This window comes from Nonomuraea sp. PA05, from assembly GCF_008086045.1.
GTDB lineage: Bacteria > Actinomycetota > Actinomycetes > Streptosporangiales > Streptosporangiaceae > Nonomuraea > Nonomuraea monospora.
The window spans coordinates 14,403-37,599 of the sequence record NZ_VSEY01000034.1; the positions used below are offsets into that span (position 1 = coordinate 14,403).

The window sequence follows — 23,197 nt, forward strand, 5'->3', positions numbered from 1 at the left end:
GTGAAGGGGCGCTCGCCCGGCGCCCCGGCCCGGTGGTCGACGGCCGCTACGAGGTGGTCGTCCCGACGGTCTTCGCCGAGTACGTGCCCAGCGGCAGCCTCGACGACCGGAGCCTGTCACGAGGGCGACCCACGCGGCGACGTCGAACCCGGCGACATGCTGATCCGCGACGGCGGGCGGGGTCGAGCCGGGCGCCCCCGCGTGTGGGACGTCGCCACGAGGCGGTCGCTGCGCGTATGGGAGCTGCCGGTGGCGGGCCTGGGGTGAGGTCAGCGGCGCCGGGATGGTGGTAGCTTCTCCGGGTTCCCGCCGTCGTACCCGAGGAAGAGCCTTCATGCCCGGCACCGTCCCACTGCGCAAGAACGCGCGGTTCCAGCTGCTGTGGGCCGGCAGCGCGGTCTCGCAGCTCGGCTCCGAGCTGACCAGGCTCGCCATGCCGCTGCTGGTGCTGGCCCTGACCGGCTCGCCGGGGCTGGCGGGCGTCGTCGCGGGCGCCCGTACCGTCGCGTTCCTGCTGATCCAGCTCCCGGCCGGCGTCTGGGTGGACCGGTGGGACCGCCGCCGCACGCTGGTCACCGCCCAGGGTCTGCAGGCCGCCGTCTCCGCGCTGCTGGCGGCGCTCGTCCTGACCGGGAACGCGCAGGCGTGGCAGTTCGTCGCGCTGGCGATGCTGGACGGGTTGTGCGCCGCGTTCACCGGCCCCGTCCTGGACACGGCGATCCGCGGGATCGTCCCGCGAAGCCAGTTGCACAGCGCCTACACGCAGGAGGAGGCCCGCACCCACGCCGCCGGGCTGCTCGGCCCGCCGCTCGGCGGCCTGCTGTACGGGCTGGGGCGGGCAGTGCCGTTCGTCGTGGACGCCGTCACCTTCCTGGCCGCCACCGTCTGCTACGCGCTGGCCAGGGTGCCGCGCCGCCCGGCGGACCGGCCCTCGCCCCGGCAGGAGCGGCGCGGCCTGCTCGGGGAGGCGGGCGAGGCCGTCGTCTGGCTGTGGCGGCAGCGCGGCCTGCGCGAGGCCACCGCGGCGGTGATGGTGCTCAACCTGCTGGGCGGGGCGTTCCTGATCCCGCTGATCGTGCTCGTCGGCGAGCGCGGCGGCGACTCCCGCGTCACCGGCACGGTGCTGGCCGCGCTCGGCGTCGGCGGGCTGGCGGGGGCGCTGCTGTCAGGCCGGATCGGCAGGCTGCTGCCGCCCGGCCGGCTGCTGACGGCCGTCGTCGCCGTCTTCGGCGCGGCGCTGGCGGCGACGGCGCTGCCGTGGGGGGTGTGGTGGCCGATGGTCCCGCTGGTGTTCATCACCCTGTCCACGCCGTCGCTGAACGTGGTGATGAACGTGGTGGTCGCGCGGATGGTGCCGGAGGAGATGCTCGGCCGGATGGGGGCGGTGCTGAACATGGGCGGGATGGCGCTCAAGCCGCTCGGGCCCGTCCTCGGCGGGGCGCTGGCGGCGGCGCTGGGCGGGGCGGGGGCGGTCGTGGTGCTGGGCGGGCTGCTCGTGCTGACCGCCGTCGTCGCCGCGCTCAGCCCGCAACTGCGGGGCTTCACCGGCGAGGCCGCGGACGAGGCTCCGTACGCGTCCGCCTGACGCGACTGCCACGCTGAGGCCTCCCGGCACACCGGCGACATGCCGCTCGCTCCTGATGTCACTCCCGTCCAAGCCGCATGACGGCCCTGAACGTCACGCGCGCGTCGGCGGACGTCCGGTACAAGTGCGAGACGGAATCGGGCGCCACCGTGTGCGTCGGGCGGGACTGGACCGACAACACGGTCCGGGGCGGCGTCCACGCGGCACGCCGCCCAGGTCGGAGCCGCCTGAGCTCAGGCCGGCGCCGGTCGCATCCTGGTGTAGAGGAACAGCGCCAGACCGCCGAGGATGGCGACGAGGCCGAGGACGGACAGGCCGAGCGCGTACGTGCCGGTGGCGGCCAGCAGCGCCCCGACGAGGGCGCCCGCGACAATGCCGCCTCCCCCGGCGCCGAAGCCGTTGATGATCCCGGTCGCGGGCCCCACCGCGTGGGCGGGCAGGTCGGTGACCGCGATCGCCCAGATGTTGGGCGTGTAGGCAGCGGTGAAGTAGCCCAGGCCGAGGCAGATCAGCGCGAACTGCAGGACGGCGGAGCCGGTGATGGCGACGCAGGCGAGCAGGATCCCGCCGACGACGAGCCCGGAGACCGCGATGGGTCCGCGCCGTCCCGTCCGGTCGGCCAGGATCATCATCGGGACGGTGAGCAGCAGGGACACGAGGTACGGGGCCGCGGACAGCAGGCCGTTGACGCTGGTCGCGAAGCCGAAGGTGGGCACGATGAGCGGGATGAACAGGGTGATGCCCCAGAACAGCATGCCGTTGGTGAAGTAGCTGAAGACGAGCAGCACGAACCGCCAGCCGCCGAAGGCGGCGAAGGTGAGCTTCGGCTTCGGGGCCGCGCCGCCGTCCGGAACGGAACGGGCGGCGGCGGCGGTGGCGGTGGCGGCGGGCGCGGCCGGCAGGAACCGCGCGTACAGCGGCAGGACGACCAGGAGCCCGACGCCTCCCAGCACCCAGAACATGGGACGCCAGCCGAACGCCGCCTCGATCGGGGTGAGCAGGAAGAACCCGAGCGCCAGCGCGAGGTACTGCCCGTAGTACTGGATCATCGCGCTGGCCCGCGTCATCTCACGCTCGTCGAACCACGCCTTGGCCATCCTGAACTGCTGCGGCCAGTAGATCCCCTCGAACACGCCGACGCCGACGCGGAGCGCGACCAGGGCGGCGACGGAGTCCACGAACCCGATGAGGAACGTGCACAGCGAGTAGCCCGCGACGGTGGCGACCAGGATCCACTTGGCGTCGATCTTGGCGGTGAGGAAGCCGCCGAGGAAGTTCGAGATCAGGTAGCCGACGAGGAACGCCGTCAGTGCGACACTCGACGTGCCGGCGAACTCGGCGCCGTCGAAGCCGAGGTCGGCGGCGACGTTCTTGATCCCGACCGACAGGTTCGAGCGGTCGAGGTAGGCGACGAACAGGCCGACCAGGAGGAGGCCGCCGATGCGCAGCCACTTGTGGGGCAGGGACGGTGCCGGTGCGGGAAGGGTCTGCGGGCCGGCGGGGTGCGGATCGAGTGGCACGGTGTTTCCTTTGGCGCTGGCGATATGTCGGAGGATCAGGCTCGGTAGGCCTCGATGACCGTCCGGTCGATCTCGATGCCGAGACCGGGTCCTTGGGGTACGGACATCACCGGCCCGATGGCGAGGTCGGAGAGGGTCTGGCGGAAGGAGTTGGGCGCCTGGTCGAGCTCGATGACCGGCGGCGTGCGGCCGAGTGAGGGGGTGACGACGGGCAGCGCGGTGGCCAGGTGCAGCCCGGCGGCCACCGTGATCGCCGACCCCCACACGTGCGGCAGTGTGAGAATGCCGTGGACGCTCGCCATCCCGGCGATCAGCAGCGTCTCGCGGATGCCGCCGCAGGCGGTGGCGTCGGGCTGCAGCAGGTCCACGGCCCGCGACTCGATCAGGTCCGCGAACCCCCAGCGGGTGAACGCCGACTCCCCGCCGGCGATGGGCACCGGGGTGGCCGCTCGAATCTCGCGGTAACCGGCGAGGTCTTCCGGGATGACGGGCTCCTCGAAGAACCAGAGCGCGTCGGCTTCGGTCTCCCGGCAGAACAGGAGGGCCTCGGCGGTGGTGTAGCCACGGTTGGCGTCGGCGGCCAGCAGCACGTCCGGCCCCAGCGCGGCGCGCGCCCGGTGCACCCGTTCGAGGTCGGAGCGCAGGTCGGCGCCGACCTTCATCTTGACGTGCCGGTATCCCTGGCCGAGGAGGTGCCGCGCCTCCGCCTCGATGTCGCCGGCCCAGTCGCCGCCGTAGTAGAACGCCGACGCGTACGCGTCGAAGGAGGCGGGCGCCCGCCCGCCGAGGAGCCGGTGGACCGGCTGGCCCAGCGCCTTGCCGACGACGTCCCACAGGGCGATCTCGATGCCGGAGATCGCGGCGATCGGCACGCCGGTGCGCCCCCACTCGCGGCCGCGGTTGTACATCGACTCCCACAGGGCGACGTGCTCGAACGGGTCGGCGCCGAGCAGGAGCGGCGCGTACACCGAGTCGATCAGCGCCCGGCTGCCCTCGGCGGGGCCGAAGCACTCGCCCCATCCGGAGACGCCCTCGTCGGTGGTGATCTCGACGAGGCAGCTGCTGCGCGCCTCCCAGTACCACTGGGACATGCCGAACGGGACCTTCAGCTTCTCGGTGACGACGTGCGTGTCGACCGCTGTGATCTTCATGCTCTGCGTTCCTTCGTCGTGGACGGCGGTGCGACCGATCCGCGCCTGACCAGCGTGCTCGGGACGACGTGCGGGCCGGGATCGACGGTCTCGCCCGCGGCCATGTCGAGCAGCAGGCGCCCGGCGAGGGCGCCCATCTCCTCCACCGGCTGGTCGATCACCGAGATGGCCGGACGGTGCAGGGTCATCCATCCGGCGTCGGTGAACCCGATCACCGACACGTCGTCAGGGCAGCGCCGCCCGGCCGTCAGCAGGGCGCTGACGATGCCCTCGGTGACCAGCGCGTTGAAGCCGATCACGCCGGTGACCTCGGGATGCGCGCGCAGCAGCGCATCGGCCGCCTCCTGCGCGCCCTGGCGCGTGCCGTCGGTGTGGCGCACGAGCCCGCGGGCCTGGGGGTGGCTGTCCACGGCCGCGCGGAAACCCTGCTCACGGGCTCGGGTGGTGGACGCCTCGCGGGGGCCGAGGATGATGGCGATCCCGGCGTGCCCGTACGCGACGAGCTCGGACGCCGCCGCGGCAACGGCGTCCGCCTCGTCGGTGACGACGGCCGGGACGTGCACGTCGCTGAGCACCCGGCTCACGCTCACGACGTGGCCGAACTCCTGAAGCCTCGCGTCGGTCAGCGAGCTGCCCACCGACGGCACGATCACCAGCCCGGCCGGCCGGTACGAGCGGAGCAGCTCAAGCTGGCGGTGCTCGATCCGCGCGTCGTCGTCGCAGTTCATCAGCATCAGCGAGTAGCCGCTGCCGGCCAGCCGGCGCTCGATCGCGCGGTGCAGCCGGGCGTAGAACGGGTTGCCGACGTCGGCGACGAGCATGCCGATCATCGGGGTGCGGGACGCGCGCAGGCTGCGCCCGACCGCGTTCGGCCGGTAGCCCTGCGCCTCGATCGCGGCGAGGACGGCGGCCTTGGTGCGGGCGCTGACCTGACCTGTGCCGTTGAGCACGCGGGAAACGGTCTGGGCGCTGACTCCAGCCGCCTGGGCAACCGTGTAGATGGTCGCTCGCGCTTCTGACATGGCTGACTACTCTTCGTGCTGTTATCGATAACCGTGAACGAAACTGCACGTTACAGCGTGGTACGCGGTGAGGACAAGCCCGCCCGGCGCTCGGCGCGGGCGGGCTCGCTCAGCACGGCGTCATCCGGCGTAGCGGATGTCCGGCCGGGCCGGGGCGGTCATGCCGTGGCCGAGGAAATAGTCGACGTTGCTGGACTGCAGGTACCCCTTGAGGGTCATGCCGTTGCGGTAGGCCGGATTGTGGGCCAGCGTGTAGAGCCGCAGGCCGGTCGGCCGGTCGGTGGTGAAGATGACGAGCTCGTCATGGGCGGGGCTGGTCAGCACCACCTCCTCGCGCCAGTCGCCGAAGACGTCGCCGACCATCAGCGGGTACACCGAGTTGCCCAGCGCGGTGACCGCGCCGTACTGCGAGGTGGTCACCGCCCGGGGCAGCGTCGGCGGCGTGGCGGGATCGGCGGGGTCCCACTTCTCGATGCGGGCGTCACGCCGTTCCGGGAACGGGTCGGCGTTGAACAGCTCGCGCAGCGGGTCGCCGTCCCACCACACGCCCATGTGCGGCCACGGCTGCTTGGTGGTGTCGGGTTCGGCGAGCCGGTTGGCGGCGGCGTTGTAGAGGCCCGTCGGCTTGCCCTGCTCGTAGTTGACCTCGCCGTTGATCGACCAGATCTCCATGCCGGGGAAGCGGGGGTCGATGTCGGCGACCATCCCGCGGCCGGCGTCCGCTCCAGGCTGGTCGGTGGTGTGCTGCCAGATCATCGCGCCGGTAGCGGCGTCGTAGTAGTAGTCGAGCAGCCCGCCGGGGTGGTCCTGCTGGATGCCGTACCCCTCCAGACCGGGACGGTCCGGGTCGATGTCGGCGATGAACCAGCGGTCGCCGTGGATGATGCCCTGCGGCGCGAGGCTGTAGCGCAGGGTGCCGTCGCCGTTGAGCAGGAACCCGATCTCGCCGACCTCGTCCTTGCCGTCGCCGTCCACGTCCACGATGCGGGTGTTGTGCCCGTCGGGCAGGTCCTGGTCGCCGCGCAGGAACTTCCACTGGTTGGACAGGGCGCGGCCGTCGTACTTCCAGGCTGTGTACATGAGGTTGAAGCCGCCGCTGCCGATGCGGTTCTTCATGTACGCGACCAGGCTCGGCGTCCTGCCGTCCAGGTAGCCGACGCCGAAACGGGCGTACATCGGGCCGTCGGCGAGGTAGTCGTCCGGCACCGGGGCGACCGCTTTGGGCGCGCCGGTCCTGCCGTCGAGGATGGCGATGGACTGGCGGACGTCGTCGGCCTCGGTGTGCTTGCTGCCGTCGCCGAACGTGACCCCGTTCGCGACCCGCACGGCGACCTCGGCCCGGCCGTCACCGTCGAGGTCGTAGACCGTGACGCCGTCGTTGTGGCCGACGTCGACGGTGGCCGAGCCGCCCTCGATGTTGTTCTGGTTCGTGCTGTTCGGGCCGAGGTCCACCTCCCACAGGAAGGTGCCGTCGCTGCGGTACGCCTCCAGCTTCTGCGGGGCGGTCTGGCGGTCCAGGACGTAGTCGTAGGCGCCGTCGCCGTCGAGGTCGCCGACCCAGACGAATTTGATCCGGCCGCCCGCGCGCAGCGGCACCCGCACCACCGGCTCGGCCGCGTGCCCGGCGGTGAGGGTGAAGGGCCTGCTCGGCGGCTGGCCGACCGGTCGTACCCGGTAGCGGGTGGGCTTGCTCAGGTCGGCGGTGGCGTCGACGTAGTTGGTGCCGCCGGTGAGCGGCCTCCTGTTGAGCTTGCGGTATGGGCCGCCGCCGGTGGAGCGTTCGACGTCGAAGCCGACGCCTTCGGGGTCGAGCCCGAGCAGCCGCCAGCTCACCAGCACCTCCTTCTCGCCCGAGCGCACGGCCACCACACCGCGGTCGAGCCGCTCCATGAGCCGCGCGCCCGGCCTGCCGTCATCCGCCCTGCCGTCACTCGCCCTGCCGTCACTCACCCTGCCGTCACTCACCCTGCCGTCACTCACCCTGCCGTCGGTGGCGGGTAGCGGGGCGGACGCCGCCGGCGCCGCCGTCGCGCCGAGGAGCAGGCCGGTCAGCGCGCAGAGCGCCAGAGCCCTGAGACGGCGCTGCCCGCCGTCTCGAAATCGTGCCGTCATACGTCTTCTCCTGAGGGGATGCGCGCGGGTCAGGGGTGCTGGAGCTGCCGGTCGCCGACGAGGTGGGCGGCGCGCAGCTCCTCGACGGCGAGCGCGGCGTACTGGTGGGCGCCGTACTCCGACAGGTGGGTGTTGTCGCCGTTGACGTCGGTGAGGTAGATCGGCTTGGAGCCCTCGGGGCCGAGGGCTTCGACGAGCTGCTCGGTGCGGGCGGTGAGGTCGAGCAGCGGGACGTTCTCGGCGGCGGCGACCGCTCTGGTCTCGGCGGGCAGGTTCACGCCGCCGTGAATGATCAGGCCGAGGTCGTTGAGCTGGGTGCCCGCGAAGCGGCGGCGCACGATGGAGGTGACCAGCACGGGCTCGCCACCCTGCTCGCGCACCCCGGCCACCATGGCCGACAGGTTGGCGCGGAAGTCCTCGGCCGTCGTGCTCTTGTCGTTGTGGCCGAACTGGATCAGCACCAGGTCGCCGCGCCGGATCCGCGGCTGCATCGCGGGGAAGAAGGCCGCGCCGTTCAGGAAGGAGACGCTGCTCTCGCCGCTGTCGGCGTGGTTGACGACGGACAGGCCGCGGCCCAGAAAGGACGGCAGCGCCTGGCCCCAGCCGAAATAGGGGTAACCGCCCTGGTCACAGGCGGTGGAGTCGCCGGCCAGGAAGACGTGGCGGGTCCGCCGGGCGGGCGTGACCTTGATCTTGGCCACGTGCGGGCTGGGGCCGTCGAAGGTCAGGGTCAGGCCGGGGGTTCCGGCGGGGCCGGTGGGCTCGCCTTCCGGCTCGCGGACGTTGACGGTGAAGGTGCGGCGGGTGAAGCTGCCCGCTGCTGTGACGGTGAGCGGCACCATCGAGCGTCTGGTCTCGGCGTGCACGGAGGTCTGCGCGGCGGACTCCTTGTCGCCCAGCACCACCGTGACGTCGTAGTCGCCGGTGGGGACGTCGAAGGTGCAGACGATGGGCGAGTCGCCGGTGCATTGGGGGGTGGCGGCGAGGGCGGGTGAGGTGATCGCTAAAGGGGTCAGCAGGGCGGCGGTGGCGAGCAGGATGGGGGTTCTCACGGGCTGTCTCCTGGGTGAGCGCCATCGGACACCTGGATTTAAACGGTTTCTACGTCAGGGCGCAACCTTGACTCGAACTACCGCATATGATCCGATGATGTCCGTGTAAACGCTTCAACTCAGGTGCTGATCACCGCCGCCGGGTTCATCCTCCTGACGTCTGAAGCGCCAGGGCGGCGGCGCCGTACAGGCCGGCGTCCCGTTCCAGGCTGGTCGGCGCGACCTTGACATGGCGGACGAAGTCCATGCCCGCACGCTTGGCGAGCCGTTCGCGCAGCGGGTCGATGAGCAGCGGGCCCGCCGCCGCGACGCCGCCGCCGATGACGACGTGGTGGAGGTCGACGACGGCGGCGGTGTTGAGTATGACGGTGGCGAGCGCGTCGGCCGCCCGCTCGAACGCCGCCAGCGGCACCCGGGCTCCGGCTCGGGCGTCGTCGGCCAGGTCCTTGGCCGTGACGGCGTCCGTCCGCCTGCCCGCGTCAAGGGCTGGTGTCCAGCCGGTGGACAGGGCCCAGCGCACCATGCCGGGGCCGCTGGCGATGGTCTCCAGGCAGCCGTTCGTCCCGCAGGAGCACGGCTCGCCGTCGCGGTCCACGATCACGTGGCCCACGTGGCCGGCGTTGCCCGTCCCGCCGAGGACGAGGCGGCCGTCCAGGATGAGGCCGCCGCCCACGCCGGTCGAGACGACGATGCCCAGGAGCGAGTCGGCGCCGTGGCCGCCGCGCCACCACTCCCCCAGCGCCATGCACTGCCCGTCACCGGCCAGTGCCACGTCCGCGCCCGGCACGAGCCGGCGGACGGTGTCCGTCAGCGGGAAGCCCCGCCAGGCCGGGATGTTGATCGGGGAGACGGTTCCGGCGCGGACGTCGAGCGGGCCGGCCGATCCGATCCCGACGGCGCGCAGCCCGGGGGTGCGGAAGTCGGCGACCAGGTCGCTCAGCGTGGTGGCCGGGGCGGGGCCGATGGGCCGCTCCTCGCGCCGCAGCAGCGTGCCGCCGGCGGTGATGTGGGCGGCGGCGAACTTCGTGCCGCCGATGTCGAGCGCGAGGACCGTCATGCCTGCCGCCCTTCCGTGGAGAGGCATGGAACCGCTCGGTACACGCTGCCCAGCACGAGCCGCGGGACGTCGCCGGGGGCGCGGAACCCGCACAGGCCGTGGAAGCCGGTGGGCGCGCACACCATCTCGGGCTTGTGGAACGGGTCCTTGCAGGTGCGCGCCGGGTCACCGGGTGGCGGCCCGGCGGACGGGGAGCCCCACGCGTACGGCTGGACGGCGGTGACCAGGGGCAGGGCCTCGCTCACTTGGCCGCGCCCTGGGTCAGCCCGTTGTAGATGAAGCGCTGGAGCAGCAGGAACACGGCCAGCGTCGGCACGATCACCAGGATCGCGCCCGCCGAGATGTTCTCCCAGTGCGCCCCGAACGGCCCCTTGAAGCGGAACAGGGACGTCGAGATCGTGCCGAGCCCCTGGTCAGGCATGTAGAGGAAGGGGATGTAGAAGTCGTTGTAGACGGCGATGCCCTTGACGATGACGACGGTCGCGATGGCCGGCTTGAGCAGCGGGAGGATGATCTTCCGGTAGATCGCGAACGAGGAGGCGCCGTCCAGGCGGGCGGCCTCGTCCACGGAGATCGGGATGCTCCGGATGAACTGCAGGAAGATGTAGATCGCGACGATGTCGGTGCCGAGGTACAGCATGATCGGGGCCAGCCGGGTGTTGAACAGGCCGAGCTGGTCGACCACCTGGAAGGTGGTGACCTGGGTGGTGATGCTGGGGACGAGCGTGGCGAACAGGAACAGGGCGACGACGAGCTTCTTCAGCCGGAAGGTGAACCGGTCGATCGCGTAGGCGGCGGCCGAGCCGATGAAGACCGTGCCGGTGATCGACACCACCAGGATGACGAAGGTGTTGAGCGCCGCCTCGGCCATCCGTCCCTTCTCGAAGGCCGTGAAGTAGTTGGCCAGGTTGAACCAGTCGCCTGGCGGGGTCAGCGGGCCGCTGCCGGCCGCGAGTTCGTCGGACGTCTTCAGCGAGGTGAGCAGCACCACCCCGAGCGGCAGCAGGACGACCAGGCTGGCCAGGATCAGCGACAGGTACTTCAGGGTGCTCGCCACCCTGGCGCGGACGGCGGTGCTCACGAGGTCGCCCTTTCTTCCGGAACGATCCGCCGCTGCACCCACGCCACCAGCAGGATGATGACGAGGAGCACGACGGCGGCGGCCGAGGCCAGGCCGGTCTTGTTGAAGCGGAAGGCGAGCTTGATGGTCTGGATGACGAAGGTCTCGCTCGCGCCGGCGCCGCCGGTCATGATGTACGGGATCTCGAAGACCGACAGGCACCCGGAGATGGCCAGGATCGCGGTCAGCCCGATGAGGGGGCGCAGGCTGGGCACGATGATGAAGCGGAACTGCTGCCACCGGTTGGCCCCGTCGAGCTCGGCGGCCTCGTACAGCTCGGGCGCGATCGACTGGATGGCGCCGAGGAAGAGCACGAAGTTCAGCCCCATGTAGCGCCACACCGAGACGCCGGCCAGCGAGTAGTTGACCAGGTCGGGGTCGCCGAGCCACAGGTGCTCGCCGCCGACGCCGAAGAGCCTCAGCACCGTGTCGAAGGTGCCGCCTTCCTGGAAGAAGTAGAGGAAGACGAAGCCGATGGCCACCCCGTTGATCAGGTACGGGAAGAACAGGATGCCCTTGAACAGGTTGCGGAAGCGGGTGTTGAAGCTGAGGACGGTGGCGAAGTAGAGCGCGAGCACGATCTGCAGGACGGCGGCGCCCAGGTAGTAGGCGCTGGCGACGAAGACCCTGAACAGCTCGGGGCGGGTGAAAATCTCGAAGTAGTTCTCGAGACCGGTGAAGGTGTAGTCGGGGCTGACGCCGTCCCAGTCGGTGAAGCTGTAGACGATCATGTTGATGATCGGCACGTACGAGAAGGTGATGAGCAGGGCCAGCGGCACGAGCAGGAACAGCCAGGGGGTCAGGCCCTGCCTCCAGCGGCGGCGCGGCCGCTGCCGGGAGTGCCGCGCCGCGTCCTGCGGTCGCGGGCCTCCCGCCGGGCCGCGCTTCAGGGATGACGAGATCGGTGTCATCTCTGCCTTTCTTCGGTCAGCTCGCGGCGCCGGCGCGCCGGTTCGGGCCGGCGCCGCGAGCGGGGGTGTCAGGCGGTGGCCTGCCGGCCTCCCACCGGGGCGGGGACGTCATGCGGCGGTGGCCTGCCGGCCCTCCACCGGGCGATGTCAGGCGGCGGCCTCCACCGGGCGGGGAGGTCAGGCGGCGGCCTGCTGGCCGGCCTTCCAGCGGGCGGACAGGTCGGCGAGCACGCTGTTCAGGTCGCCCTTGGCGGCTCCGCGGGCGACGTCGATGAGCTTCTGCCGGTAGTCGGGCGACTTGATCCCGACCTCGGACTCCTTGTCGATGTTGTCGACCAGGATGCGCTGGTCGGTCTCCAGCTCGATGAGCTTGACGCCGGCGTCGCTGTACGGCTTCAGCGCCGAGGGCAGCGGGTCGGACTGGACGGGCGAGACACCCTGGTTGGTGGCGGAGAAGCCGGACTTGTCGACGAACCAGTCGAGCCAGGCCCGCGCCGCGGCCTTGTTCGGGGAGTGGCTGTTGACGGCGTACTGGTAGTCGGGGTTGAGCACCGAGCAGAACGAGCCTCCGGCCTGGGAGGGGAAGGGCATGAAGGCGATGGAGTCGGGGCTCTGGCCGGCCGTGGTGGCGGCGGCCTGCATCTGCGGGATCGCCCAGGAGCCGAGCCACATCGCGCCGATCTTGCCGGTGGCGATGAACTTCTTGGAGTCCTCCCAGTTGGTGGTGGTCGGGTCCTTCTCCGTGAGCTGCTGCTGGACGGCGTTGAACAGCAGGGAGTCGATGACGTTGAGGTCCTTGCCGGGGGCCCACGGGTCGCCGGTGGTCATCGCGGACTCGGCCTTGACGTCGCAGGTGACCGAGCCGTTGCCGTTGGTCCAGTTGCTGAGCGGCCAGCCGTCCTTGTAGTTGGTGTAGAGCGGGGTCGCGCCGGTCTTGTCCTTGACGGCCTTGAGCCCGGTGAGGAACTCCTCCGGCGTCTTGGGCCAGTCGGTGACGCCGGCCTTGGCCCACAGGTCCTTGTTGTAGACGAAGCCGTTGGCCGAGGCGAAGGAGACGATGCCGTAGACCTGGTCGTTCACCGTGCCGGACTGAACGAACTTGTACTTCTGGGACATGTCGGCGGCCGAGCCGAGGGGGGCGAAGAACTTGGGGTAGTCGCCCTTGGCGATGTTGTTCGGGATGAGCAGCACGTCACCGTAGTTCTCGGTGTTCATGCGGATCTTGACTTCGCCCTCGTAGTCGGTGATCGCCTCGAACTTGACCTGGACGCCGGGGTAGACCTTGGCGAAGTCGTCGGCGTACTTCTTCATCGTGCCGTCGTTCACCAGGTCGGTGCGGTTGGTCAGTACGGTGATCTCGCCGGAGACCTTCGACGGGTCGCTCGCCGCCGTGGCGGGCGCCGTGCTCTTTCCGCTGCCGCCGCAGGCGGCGGCCAGCGCCGCGGTCACCGCGAGGGCCAGACCGGTCAGCGCAAGTCTGCGCATCTCACACCATCTCCTAAGGGAAGCACCGTGGTTGCGGTGAACAGTGGCATGTCGCGTTTAGGCGTAAAAGGGACGAAGCACTGAAGATACATAACCGTTACAAGGCGTTCAGTGCAGGCGTCGATCGAGACATAGGTTGAGCTGGGAAAACAATCACTAGAGCGGTTTAGTAACCGGGAGGCGTGCGAGGGCCGCGCCCAGTGACGGGCGGGGTCAGCGAGCCCTGGCGGTGGTGCCGCGCGGGACGAGCACGGGTGTCGGCACCGCGCCCACCTCGGCGTGACCGCTGTCGATGAGGTCCATGAGCCGGCGCGTGACCTCCGCCCCGAAGGCGAAGACGTCGTGGCTCATGGCCGACAGCGGCGGATGGGTGAGCCGGCAGAGCTGGGAGTCGTCCCAGGCCAGCAGGGACAGCTCGGCGGGCACGGACACGCCCATCTCCGTGGCCACCGACAGGCCGGCCACGGCCATGATGTCGTTGTCGTACAGGATGGCCGTGGGCCGCTGGGCGGAGGCGAGCAGCGCCCGCGTGGCGCGGGCGCCCTGCTCGCCGGAGAAGTCGGTGGGCAGGATCCTGCCGGGCTCCAGGTTGAGGTCGGCGACCGCCTTGGCGAACGCCTCACTCCTGATCATGCTGTGCCCGAGCGTGGCGGGGCCGCCCACCCGCGCGAGCCGCCGGTGCCCGAGCGCCGCCAGGTAACGCACCGCCTCGGTGACCGCCGCGCCGTCGTCCGTCCAGACCGACGGCAGCCCGCCGGTCAGGTCGGGATGCCCGACGGCGATCACCGGCAGGCCCAGCGCCGCGATCGGCGCGACGCGGGGGTCGTCGAGGGTGAAGTCGACCATGATGGAGCCGCTGATCTGCTTGCTGCGGCCCCAGCCGTCCAGGACGCCGATCTCCTCGCCGACGTCGTGCACCAGCCGCAGCAGCAGCGAGTGCGACCGCTCCACCAGCACGCTCTCGATGCCGGAGACGAACTCCATGTAGAACGGCTCCAGGCCCAGCATGCGGGCCGGCCTGGCGATGACCAGCCCCACGTTGCTGACCTGCGTCGAGGCCGACGACAGGGAGCGGGCGGCCTGGTTGGGCAGCCAGCCCAGCTCGCGGGCGGCCTTGAACACCTTCTCCCGCGTGGCCGCGGACACCCCCGGCTTGTCGTTCATCGCCAGCGACACCGAGCCCTTGGACACTCCGGCGCGCGCGGCGACCTCGGCGATCGTCACCTTCCCGCCCGGGCGGGCGGCAGCTCTCATGGCCGGGGAACCCCTTCCGCCGCGTTCACGCAGAACAGCGCCGGCCGCACGGCGGCCTCGTCGATACGGGCGGCGTCGGGCAGGCCGCTCACCGTGATCGTGACGCTCTCGCCGGGCAGCAGCGTGACCAGCCCGCGGTCGGCGGTCGCCGCGGGGCCGAGCCGGTCGGCCTGCAGCAGCAGATCGCGGACGAACGCGCGGGCGGTGATCACAACCATGAGCGTACCGCCGGAGGCGTCCAGACGCAGGTCGAGTTCGGCGGGCGGGTAAACGAACTCCTTGTCGGGCCCGCCGAGCACGACGTCGCGCAGGTCACCGGCGTCCGCCACGAGCAGCTCGCCCGCGGCGTCCTTGATCTCGGCCACCTCGGCCGTCAGCGGCAGCAGCGCGACCGAGCGCGGCGGCACCGTGAACGGCACGTGCTCCTCGGCCAGGCCCGTCCCGTCGGCGCGCAGCCTGCGCACGACGGCGGTGCCCTGCCAGGGGTCCGGCGACTGGTTGTCGGCGGCGAGCACGCGGTTGCCGTCCCTGCTCTGGAAGGTCAGCAGCCGGTCGGCGTACAGGCGGCGCAGCTCGTGGTAGAGCGGCTTGAGCCGCTCGGCCCCGTCGATGGCCGCCCACGAGGTCACCGGCCAGCAGTCGTTGAGCTGCCAGACGACGGTCCCGCCGCAGACCGGCCAGTGGGAGCGCCAGTGGGCGACGCCGGTCGCGATGGCGCGGGCCTGGTTGACCTGGGTGAGGTAGTGCCACTGGTCGAAGTCGGCGGGCACGCTGAAGTGGTGGGCCAGGCCCCGGTCGAGCTTGCCGTTGCCGTCCTCGGCCTTCTGGTGGTGCAGCATGCCGGGCGAGGTGGAGGTCAGCGGGTCGTCGCCGAGCCATTCGCGCAGGGTGGCATGGGCGGGCGGCGCCTGCCAGCCGAACTCGGCGGCGAAGCGCGGCACGTGGTCGAGGTAGTCGCTGTAGTCGCGGCGGTTCCACGCCTCCCAGAAGTGGGAGGGCCCGTGCGCGGGGTCGTTGGGGTGGTGGTCCCACGAGCCCGACCAGGGGCTGCCCGCCTGGTACGGCCGGGTCGGGTCCAGCTCGGCCACCACGCGCGGCAGCAGCCCGAGGTAGTAGCCCTCGCCCCAGCTCTCCCCGGCCAGCTTCCGCTCCCAGCCCCAGTCACGGAAGCCCCACAGGTTCTCGTTGTTGCCGTTCCAGAGCACGAGGCTGGCGTGCGGGCTGAGCCGGGTGACGTTCTCGCGGGCCTCGGCCTCGATCTCGCCGCGCAGCGGCTGCTCCTCGGGGTAGGCGGCGCAGGCGAACAGGAAGTCCTGCCAGACCATGAGGCCGAGCTCGTCGCAGGCGTCGTAGAAGGCGCGGTCCTCGTAGATGCCGCCGCCCCAGACGCGGACCAGGTCCACGCCGGCCTCGGCGGCCTGGACCAGCCGGCGACGGTAGCGCTCGGGGGTGATGCGGGCGGGCAGGGCGTCGTCGGGGATCCAGTTGACGCCGCGGGCGAAGATCGGCTGCCCGTTGACGCGCAGGGTGAAGGCGGTGCCGTGCTCGTCGGGCGCGCTGTCCAGCTCCACCGTGCGGAACCCGACGCGCCGCTCCCACCGGTCCAGGACGCGGCCGGCGTCGGACAGGGTGACGACGCAGTCGTAGAGGGCCTGGTCGCCGTAACCGCGCGGCCACCACAGCTCGGGCTCCGGCACCTCCAGCACGATCACCGCGCTGCCGGAGGAGACGGCCTGGACAGCGGTGTGCCCGGCGGCCTCGATGGTGAGGGTCAGCTCGCGGTCCGCGCCGGAGGCGGTGCGTTCCAGCTCGACGTGCGCCTCGATCCTGCCGCCGGTGCCCGTGACGGTGACCAGCGGCCTGACCTCGGCGAGCCTGGCGGTGCTCCAGCTCTCCAGCCGCGCGGGCCGCCAGATGCCGGCGGTGACCAGGGTGGGCCCCCAGTCCCAGCCGAAGGAGGCGGCCATCTTCCTGATGTAGTTGAACGGCTCGGGGTACTCGTTCGGCCGCGCGCCGAGACGCTCGCGCAGCCCTTCGGCCTCGGTGTAGGCCGAGGTGAACAACACCGACAGCGCCGAGCCGTCGCGCACGCGGCCGGTCACGTCGAAGCGGTAGGAGCGGTGCATGTTGCGGGTCCCGCCCAGCTCCTGCCCGTCCAGCGACACCGTGGCGACGGTGTCGAGCCCGTCGAAGACCAGGTCCGTACGCTCGAAGCCGGGCGGGGCCGCGGCCAGCGCGGTGTCATAACGCCAGTCGGCCCGGCCCGCCCACGCCACCTCGGTCTCGTTGAGATCACGGTAGGGGTCGGGGATCAGCCCGGCCGCCAGGAGGTCCGCGTGCACGCAGCCGGGCACCTGGGCGGGCACGGCCTCGTCGCGCAGACCGGCGACCTCGGCGGGGGCCGGGCCGCCCGCCAGCCGGAGCGTCCATCCCGAGTCCAGCGACCTACTCTGCTTCGTCAACCTGCCTGCTCCTTGATCATGACAATGGGACAAACGCCCCCAGACGTCCGACAAGGTAGCGATTCCCACCTGAACATGTCTAGACCGTTTTAGGTCTTCGCTAAACCAGCAGGTCGTGGAGAGGCTCAAGAGTCCTGCCGACGTCCCGGCGGCAGGCAGGCCACTGAACGCGTTAAGCGACCGTGTCTTCCGTGTTTCCGATCGTTGACATCGTTGTCGCACCGGTTCTATCTTCAGGGCACTTATTCGGTAAAGCAATCGTTCAGCCGAATCCGAGAAAGGCCCAGCCCCATGCGATCCCTCCGATGGGCGAGCCTCGCCGCGGTCGTTCTGGCACTCTCCCTGGCCCCGCCCGCGCACGCTGCCCCCACCCCGACGGACCTGAACTCGCTGAACACCCGGTTCGTGACCCGCGCCGACTCCCGCCTCAGCCTCGACGGGAAGCCGTTCCGCTTCGCCGGCACCAACATCTACTGGCTCGGGCTGGACGAGAACGTCGGCGGCGTCGCCTACCCGACGTTCTTCCGCATCCGGGACGCCCTCGACACGGCCAAGGCCATGGGCATGACCGTGGTGCGCTCGCACATGCTGGCCTCCACCGGCAACCCCCTGTCGATCCTGCCGTCGAAGGAGGCGGGCTTCAACGAGGAGGCGTTCGCGACGGTGGACTACGCGATCGCCTACGCCGGCTCGATCGGTCTGCGGCTGATCCTGCCGCTGACCGACGAGTGGTCCTACTATCACGGCGGCCACCGCGACTTCACCGACCCCTACGGCCTGCCGTCGCAGGCGTTCTACACCGACGAGCGGGTGATCGCCGACTACCAGGCCTACGCCGAGCACGTGATGCGCCGGGTCAACCCGCTGACCGGCAAGGCCTACAACGCCGACCCCACGATCATGGCCTGGGAGTTCGGCAACGAGCTGGAGGGCATGACCCTCGACTGGATCAACCGCAACGCGACCGCGTTCAGGAAGTGGGCGCCGCGCCAGCTCATCGCGGCCGGCCGCCGCTTCGAGATCGACGCCGACACGCTCGCCGCGCCCGGCGTGGACATCGTGGACGTGCACTACTACCCGCCGACCGCCGAGCGGGTGCGCGCCGACGCGGCCACCATCACCGGCGCGGGCAAGGTCTACCTCGGCGGCGAGTACGCCTCGACGGCCGCCACCAAGGAACTGCTCACCCCGCTGGCCGAGGACCGCAACGTCACCGGCATGTTGTCGTGGTCGTTGTTCGGCCACCACGACCGGGGCGGCTTCGTCCAGCACGACGACGGCTTCACCCTGCACTATCCCGGCGACGACGAGCGCATGCGGGCCTCCGTCGAGGCGCAGGTCGCCTTCGCCGGCCGGGTCTCCCCGCCGAGGGGCCGTCCCGCGCGCGTCGGGCCGCCGCTCATCGTCCAGGTGGGCAAGCGCGGCGGCCTCAACGAGCTGAGCTGGCGCGGCGCGGCCGGAGCCGCCGGCTACGTCGTGGAGCGCTCGCAGCGCGGCCGGTGGAGCGCCGCCCACCAGGGGCTGCTCACCGACAACGAGACGCCGTGGCTCGACACGGGAGCGACGGGCGAGGTCACCTACCGGGTCGTCCCGGTCGACCGCGACGGCCGCCGCGGCACGGCGTCCGAGCCGGTGCGGGTCGCCCGCTCGCAGGTCGCGCTGATCGACCCGCTGCAGACGACGGACCTGGCCGACGGCCACGAGAACGTCACCATCACCCCGGTGGCGGCCGTCGCCGAGGGCGAGGCGTGGATGTCGTGGAGCCGCCCCGGGTTGCAGCGGGTGCGCTTCGAGGTGTCGGGCCGGCCCCGCGTGCGGGTGCAGGTCTCCGGCGACGGCTCCGCCTGGCGTACCGTGCGGCACGAGAGCGAGGACGGCCAGGTGACGGCCGACGCCGGCGGCGCCGGTCACGTCCGCGTGCTGTGGAGCGGCGGCAAGGGACTGACCCGCGCCACCCTCTGGTCGGCCGACCCGGCGCCCGTCTCCGCGCCCCCGGCCGCCCCCGCGCCGCTCACCCCGGCTCCGGACGCCCGTGACGTGCTGGGCACCCCGGCGTTCACCTGGAGCCCGGCCACGGGCGCGGGCTTCTACACGCTCGTCGTCTCCGAGCACGCCGACCTGAGCGACCCCGTGCTGACGGCCACCGCGATCACCGGTACGGAGCACAAGCCCGCCGAGCAGCTCGAACCCGGCGTCACCTACCACTGGCGGGTCACCGCGGCCAACGCGGCCGGCCGCACCCACGGCGCGGTGTCCTCCTTCGCCACCCGCCCGCTGCCCACCGCCCCAGCCGTCGTGGACGACTTCACCGGCTATGCCGACTCGGCCCAGCTCGCCGCCGCCTACGTGCGCAACCCCGGCGGCGACCAGATCACCCCGTCGCTGGCCCCCGGCCAGGACCTGCGGCTGGACTACACGCTCGGCGGCGCGGGATACGCGGGCGTCACCCGTACCTTCTCCCCCGCCCTGGACGTATGGGGGCAGCACGGCCTCGAACTGCGGCTCGCCCAGACCGGCGCCGCCGCGAAGATCACCGTCCAGTTCGTCACCGGCGGCGTCTACTTCGAGCACACCCTCGACGCCGCCCCGGACGGCGTGGTCCGGATCCCGTTCGCCGAGTTCGACCACCCGAGCTGGGCCGGCGCGGGCCCGCTCGACCTGACCCGCTTCGAGCAGCTCTCGTTCTACGTCGGCGGCGCGCCGGGCACCGGCACGCTCACCGTCGACCAGGTCACCGCCTATCCCACCCCGTAGGAAGGGAACCCCCCATGCGCACCCCCCGCAGCCTGTTACTGACCCTGGCGGTGGCCCTGGCCACCGTCGCGAGCCTGGCCACGCCCGCGTCGGCCTTCCCCGCCGCCACCCGGGCCAACCTGATCAGCTTCCTGAACGGGATCTCCGGCCAGTACACCCTGTCGGGCCAGCACAACCGCGAGCCCAACAGCGACCCCACCAAGTACACCCGCGTCGCCCAGGGCATCACCGGCCAGACCCCCGGCCTGTGGGGCGGCGACTTCCTGTTCGCCTCCTCCGACGTCTCCAGCCGCCAGACGATGGTCAACGAGGCCATCCGCCAGTGGCAGGGCGGCTCCGTGGTGGCGCTGACCTGGCACATGTGCCCGCCCACCACCGGCTCCACCTGCGGCTGGGACTCGGGTGGCGTGCTCAGCCACCTGTCGGACAGCCAGTGGAGCCAGCTCGTCACCAACGGCACGAGCCTCAACAACGCCTACAAGAGCCGGCTCGCCGAGGCCCTGCCCTACCTGCGCCAGCTCCAGAACGCCGGGGTGCCCGTGCTGTGGCGGCCCATCCACGAGATGAACGACGGCTGGTCCTGGTGGGGCGGCCGGCCCGGCGCGAACGGCAGCCGCAAGCTGTACCAGATCACTTACGACTACTACACCTCCCAGGGCCTGACGAACCTCGTGTGGGTCTGGAACGTCAAGGACGTCAACATGGGCTCCATCGGCGAGTACTGGCCGGGCTCGTCGTACGCCGACGTGGCCTCGCTCGACGTGTGGGTCAAGCTGGAGCCCTCCTCCTCCGACTACCAGGCGATGCTCAACGTCGCCGGCGGCAAGCCGATCTCCCTGGCCGAGGTGGGCCGCGCCCCCAGCCCGGCGCTGCTCAACGCCCAGCCGCGCTGGACCTGGTTCATGGTGTGGGCCGAGTGGCTGACCAACCCGTCGTACAACACCAACGCGAGCGTGCAGGCGAGCTACTTCGGGCCGCGCGTCCACAACCGCGGCGAGTTCACCATCACGGGCGGTGGCGGCGGCACGACGGGCACCGGGAAGATCAGGGGAATCGGCGGCAAGTGCGTGGACGTCGCCGCCGCCAACCCGGCCAACGGCACCAAGGTGCAGCTCTACACCTGTGACGCGGGCGGCAGCGCGCAGGCGTGGACGGTCGGCTCCGACGGCACCATCCGCGCCCTGGGCAAGTGCCTCGACGTGACCGGCGGCGTCAACGCCGACGGGACCAAGGTGCAGATCTGGGACTGCACGAGCGGCAACGCCAACCAGCGGTGGACCTACGACTCCGCCACCCAACGCCTGACCAGCGCCGCCACCGGCAAGTGTCTGGACGCGACCGGGCAGAGCCCGGCCGACGGCACCGCGCTGCAGATCTGGAGCTGCACCACCAACGCCAACCAGAAGTGGACCTTGCCTGCATGAGCAGAGTGCTCACCGTCCTGCTGACCCTCATCGCGCTCTGCGCGGCCGCCCCGGCCGCGCAGGCCGCGGACTCCTACCGGGAGAAGCTGGACGACTTCTCGGCCTACGCCGACAGCGCCCGCCTGTCGGCCGCGTACGCACCCAACCCCAACGGCGGGAGTAACACCGCCACGCTCGTGCCCTCGCCGTTCGGCGCCGGGCTCGGCAATGCCATGGAGTTCGCCTACACGCTGACCGGCGGCTACTCGGGCCGCTCCCGGCCGGTGAACGGCTACTGGCCGGGCCTGCGGGCCGTCGAGCTGTGGGTCGCCAACGCCACGCCCGGCCAGGACGTGCTGCTGCAGCTCTCCGACGGGGCCTCCTACGAGGCGCACCTGAACGCGGTGCCCGGCTTCGACCCGGCCTCGGCGCAGCCGCAGCACCTGACGATCCCGATCGGCTCGTTCACCCCCAAGACGGGCACGGGGACGATCAACACGGCGGGGATCACGTCGTTCGCCCTCTACGTCAACCAGGTCGGCGACGTCCAGGAGGGACGCGTCACGCTGGACGAGATCGAGCTCGTCCTCGACGAGAAGCCGTACGTGCCGGAGGTCTCCTTCCCCGGCGGCACGCTGACGGCCGACCGGGTCGGCAACCTCCTCACCGTACTGAACGACGCCGCCGTGCTGCCCGCCGGCGCGCGGATCGTGCAGGCCCGCTACACCTCGGACAACGCGGCCGTGCTGCCCTCCTCCGGCGACCGGTTCGCCCCCAAGGGCGACTTCGCCGGCAACGGCAGCACGGTCGTCCGGCTCCAGCAGCTCAAGCTGCACCAGAACGGCGTCACCTTCACCGTGGACCAGAACGTGAGCCTGCGGGTGCGGGTGCGCGACCTGCCGCCGCGCGTGGACGTGGCCGCCTACCTGAAGGGCCTGACCGGCAGGGGCATGCTCTCGGCCATGCACCACGACCAGTCGTACGCCGACCCGCTCAACGCCGACGTGCTGCACCAGCGGGTGGCCAACCAGTTCGGCGTGTACCCGGCCCTGTACAGCGCCGACTTCCTGACCGGCGGCACCGTCCCGTACCGGCAGAACATGATCGGCGAGGTGCGGCGGCAGTGGGCCGGCGGCGACCTGGTGCAGATCATGTTCCACGTCTCGCCCCCGCAGTACACCGTCGCGCAGGAGCGCGAGGGCGGCTGGGGCGGCGACCAGGCGCACGAGACGCTGCCCAGCCCGAACCGGATCTTCAGCTACCTCTACAACGACCAGTGGAAGGAGCTGATGACCGACGGCACGCCGCTCAACCGCAACTGGAAGCTGCGCATGGACGAGTACGCCCGCTACCTCCAGCAGCTTGAGGACGCCGGCGTGACCGTGCTGCTGCGGCCCTTCCACGAGATGAACCAGCACGTGTTCTGGTGGGGCGGCCGGCCCGGCCTGACCGGCAGCGCGGGGCTGTACCGGATGTTCCACGACTACATGGAGGTCGAGAAGGGGCTGTCCAACATCATCTGGGTGTGGAACATCCAGGACCTGCCGGACGACTACGGCTGGGCCGACGGTGACCCGAAGTTCGACCGCTACGAGGGGCTCGAAGGCGGCCTGGCCGAGTACGACGCCGACGACTGGTCGTCCTTCAGCCCCGGCAAGGACTACTACGACGTGCTGTCGGTGGACTTCTACGACCCAGAAGGCTACGCCGCCCGCCACTACGAGCAGGCGAAGTCGATCGCGAAGCGCGACGGCAAGCCGATGATCATCGGTGAGACGTTCGTCTTCCCGTCGCAGGCCGAGCAGGCGGCCCAGCCGAACTGGACGCTCGCCATGCCGTGGGGCGTGCGCACCTGGAACTACAACACCCCGGAGGCGATGGCCGAGTTCTACCACCACAGCGTCGGCGCCGCCGACGTGCCGCGCCTGGCCACCCGGCGCAACGCCATCGACGCGCAGCCGCGCGTCTCCGTGGAGGCCACGTCGGACGGCCGCGAGCCAGGCACCGACGCGGTCCTCACGTTCGTCCGGCCCGCGCACTCCGCGGGCAAGGCGCTGACCGTGCGCTACGTCGTGCACGACGACCGTGACACGCGGGCCGGGCGGGACTACGCGCCGCTCGACGGGCGCGTCACGTTCGCGGCCGGGCAGACCACGGCCACCGAGACGGTCCGGGTGCTCGACCGGCGCGGAATGTCGCCCGCCGAGCGGACGGTCACGGTCACCCTGCTGCCCGGCAGGGGTTACCGCGTGAGCGCTCCCGCCGCGGCGACCGTCCGGATCCTGCCGGAAGGCTGACGGGGATCGCGG

The 23,197-nt window shown here is 71.3% G+C and carries 16 protein-coding genes; 4 read left to right on the forward strand and 12 right to left on the reverse strand.

Annotated features, from left to right (window positions below; translation table 11 throughout):
• Positions 1-334 precede the first annotated feature (334 nt).
• On the forward strand, positions 335-1,585 hold the full coding sequence (locus FXF51_RS41480) for an MFS transporter (RefSeq protein WP_148440260.1): 1,251 nt from the start codon (positions 335-337) through the stop codon (positions 1,583-1,585).
• Positions 1,586-1,818: 233 nt separating this feature from the next.
• On the opposite strand, the gene FXF51_RS41485 is transcribed toward FXF51_RS41480, so the two are convergent.
• From FXF51_RS41485 to FXF51_RS41545, 12 genes are all read right to left on the reverse strand, one after another.
• The gene (locus tag FXF51_RS41485; protein ID WP_187414864.1) at positions 1,819-3,105 is read right to left on the reverse strand and encodes an MFS transporter; all 1,287 of its coding nucleotides are present in this window, start codon (positions 3,103-3,105) and stop codon (positions 1,819-1,821) included.
• A 35-nt stretch (positions 3,106-3,140) separates the two neighbouring features.
• The gene (locus FXF51_RS41490; protein WP_148440262.1) at positions 3,141-4,256 is read right to left on the reverse strand and encodes a mandelate racemase/muconate lactonizing enzyme family protein; all 1,116 of its coding nucleotides are present in this window, start codon (positions 4,254-4,256) and stop codon (positions 3,141-3,143) included.
• The gene (locus FXF51_RS41495) at positions 4,253-5,278 is read right to left on the reverse strand and encodes a LacI family DNA-binding transcriptional regulator (protein ID WP_148440263.1); all 1,026 of its coding nucleotides are present in this window, start codon (positions 5,276-5,278) and stop codon (positions 4,253-4,255) included. The genes FXF51_RS41490 and FXF51_RS41495 overlap by 4 nt, the downstream gene beginning before the upstream one ends.
• A gap of 120 nt (positions 5,279-5,398) precedes the next feature.
• Positions 5,399-7,390 (reverse strand): hypothetical protein, encoded by a 1,992-nt coding sequence (locus FXF51_RS41500; RefSeq protein ID WP_222871694.1) that lies wholly within the window; start codon positions 7,388-7,390, stop codon positions 5,399-5,401.
• Between the two features lie 29 nt (positions 7,391-7,419).
• Positions 7,420-8,442: a rhamnogalacturonan acetylesterase gene (locus FXF51_RS41510; RefSeq protein ID WP_148440266.1), complete on the reverse strand. Its 1,023-nt coding sequence runs from the start codon at positions 8,440-8,442 to the stop codon at positions 7,420-7,422.
• Between the two features lie 145 nt (positions 8,443-8,587).
• On the reverse strand, positions 8,588-9,499 hold the full coding sequence (locus FXF51_RS41515) for an ROK family protein (protein ID WP_148440267.1): 912 nt from the start codon (positions 9,497-9,499) through the stop codon (positions 8,588-8,590).
• Entirely contained in the window at positions 9,496-9,744 is a 249-nt protein-coding gene (locus tag FXF51_RS41520) for a hypothetical protein (RefSeq protein WP_148440268.1), read from the reverse strand. The genes FXF51_RS41515 and FXF51_RS41520 overlap by 4 nt, the downstream gene beginning before the upstream one ends.
• The gene (locus FXF51_RS41525; protein ID WP_222871695.1) at positions 9,741-10,580 is read right to left on the reverse strand and encodes a carbohydrate ABC transporter permease; all 840 of its coding nucleotides are present in this window, start codon (positions 10,578-10,580) and stop codon (positions 9,741-9,743) included. The genes FXF51_RS41520 and FXF51_RS41525 overlap by 4 nt, the downstream gene beginning before the upstream one ends.
• A complete protein-coding gene (locus FXF51_RS41530; RefSeq protein WP_148440270.1) occupies positions 10,577-11,530 on the reverse strand; it encodes a carbohydrate ABC transporter permease in 954 nt (317 codons plus the stop codon). The genes FXF51_RS41525 and FXF51_RS41530 overlap by 4 nt, the downstream gene beginning before the upstream one ends.
• Before the next feature lie 177 nt (positions 11,531-11,707).
• The gene (locus FXF51_RS41535; protein ID WP_148440271.1) at positions 11,708-13,015 is read right to left on the reverse strand and encodes an ABC transporter substrate-binding protein; all 1,308 of its coding nucleotides are present in this window, start codon (positions 13,013-13,015) and stop codon (positions 11,708-11,710) included.
• Between the two features lie 213 nt (positions 13,016-13,228).
• Positions 13,229-14,269 (reverse strand): LacI family DNA-binding transcriptional regulator, encoded by a 1,041-nt coding sequence (locus FXF51_RS41540; protein ID WP_148440272.1) that lies wholly within the window; start codon positions 14,267-14,269, stop codon positions 13,229-13,231.
• Complete coding sequence (locus tag FXF51_RS41545) at positions 14,266-16,731, reverse strand: glycoside hydrolase family 2 protein (RefSeq protein WP_148440273.1); 2,466 nt, start codon at positions 16,729-16,731, stop codon at positions 14,266-14,268. The genes FXF51_RS41540 and FXF51_RS41545 overlap by 4 nt, the downstream gene beginning before the upstream one ends.
• Positions 16,732-17,022: 291 nt before the next feature.
• Here FXF51_RS41545 and FXF51_RS41550 point away from each other — a divergent pair, with 291 nt between their 5' ends.
• From FXF51_RS41550 to FXF51_RS41560, 3 genes are read left to right on the forward strand one after another with little or no spacing between them, the layout of a single operon-like run.
• Positions 17,023-19,485 (forward strand): cellulase family glycosylhydrolase, encoded by a 2,463-nt coding sequence (locus FXF51_RS41550; RefSeq protein WP_148440274.1) that lies wholly within the window; start codon positions 17,023-17,025, stop codon positions 19,483-19,485.
• Between the two features lie 14 nt (positions 19,486-19,499).
• Entirely contained in the window at positions 19,500-20,909 is a 1,410-nt protein-coding gene (locus FXF51_RS41555) for a glycosyl hydrolase (RefSeq protein ID WP_148440275.1), read from the forward strand.
• Complete coding sequence (locus tag FXF51_RS41560; RefSeq protein ID WP_148440276.1) at positions 20,906-23,185, forward strand: glycosyl hydrolase; 2,280 nt, start codon at positions 20,906-20,908, stop codon at positions 23,183-23,185. Before FXF51_RS41555 ends, FXF51_RS41560 begins: the two co-directional genes overlap by 4 nt.
• Positions 23,186-23,197 lie beyond the last annotated feature (12 nt).

What these genes read in the sequence shown, in the direction of transcription:
- FXF51_RS41530 (WP_148440270.1), bottom strand. Translation starts at nt 11,530, where the DNA reads ATGACACCGATCTCGTCATCCCTGAAGCGCGGCCCGGCGGGAGGCCCG.
- FXF51_RS41535 (WP_148440271.1), bottom strand. Translation starts at nt 13,015, where the DNA reads ATGCGCAGACTTGCGCTGACCGGTCTGGCCCTCGCGGTGACCGCGGCG.
- FXF51_RS41560 (WP_148440276.1), top strand. Translation starts at nt 20,906, where the DNA reads ATGAGCAGAGTGCTCACCGTCCTGCTGACCCTCATCGCGCTCTGCGCG.
- FXF51_RS41515 (WP_148440267.1), bottom strand. Translation starts at nt 9,499, where the DNA reads ATGACGGTCCTCGCGCTCGACATCGGCGGCACGAAGTTCGCCGCCGCC.
- FXF51_RS41555 (WP_148440275.1), top strand. Translation starts at nt 19,500, where the DNA reads ATGCGCACCCCCCGCAGCCTGTTACTGACCCTGGCGGTGGCCCTGGCC.
- FXF51_RS41490 (WP_148440262.1), bottom strand. Translation starts at nt 4,256, where the DNA reads ATGAAGATCACAGCGGTCGACACGCACGTCGTCACCGAGAAGCTGAAG.
- FXF51_RS41495 (WP_148440263.1), bottom strand. Translation starts at nt 5,278, where the DNA reads ATGTCAGAAGCGCGAGCGACCATCTACACGGTTGCCCAGGCGGCTGGA.
- FXF51_RS41500 (WP_222871694.1), bottom strand. Translation starts at nt 7,390, where the DNA reads ATGACGGCACGATTTCGAGACGGCGGGCAGCGCCGTCTCAGGGCTCTG.
- FXF51_RS41480 (WP_148440260.1), top strand. Translation starts at nt 335, where the DNA reads ATGCCCGGCACCGTCCCACTGCGCAAGAACGCGCGGTTCCAGCTGCTG.
- FXF51_RS41540 (WP_148440272.1), bottom strand. Translation starts at nt 14,269, where the DNA reads ATGAGAGCTGCCGCCCGCCCGGGCGGGAAGGTGACGATCGCCGAGGTC.
- FXF51_RS41550 (WP_148440274.1), top strand. Translation starts at nt 17,023, where the DNA reads ATGCGATCCCTCCGATGGGCGAGCCTCGCCGCGGTCGTTCTGGCACTC.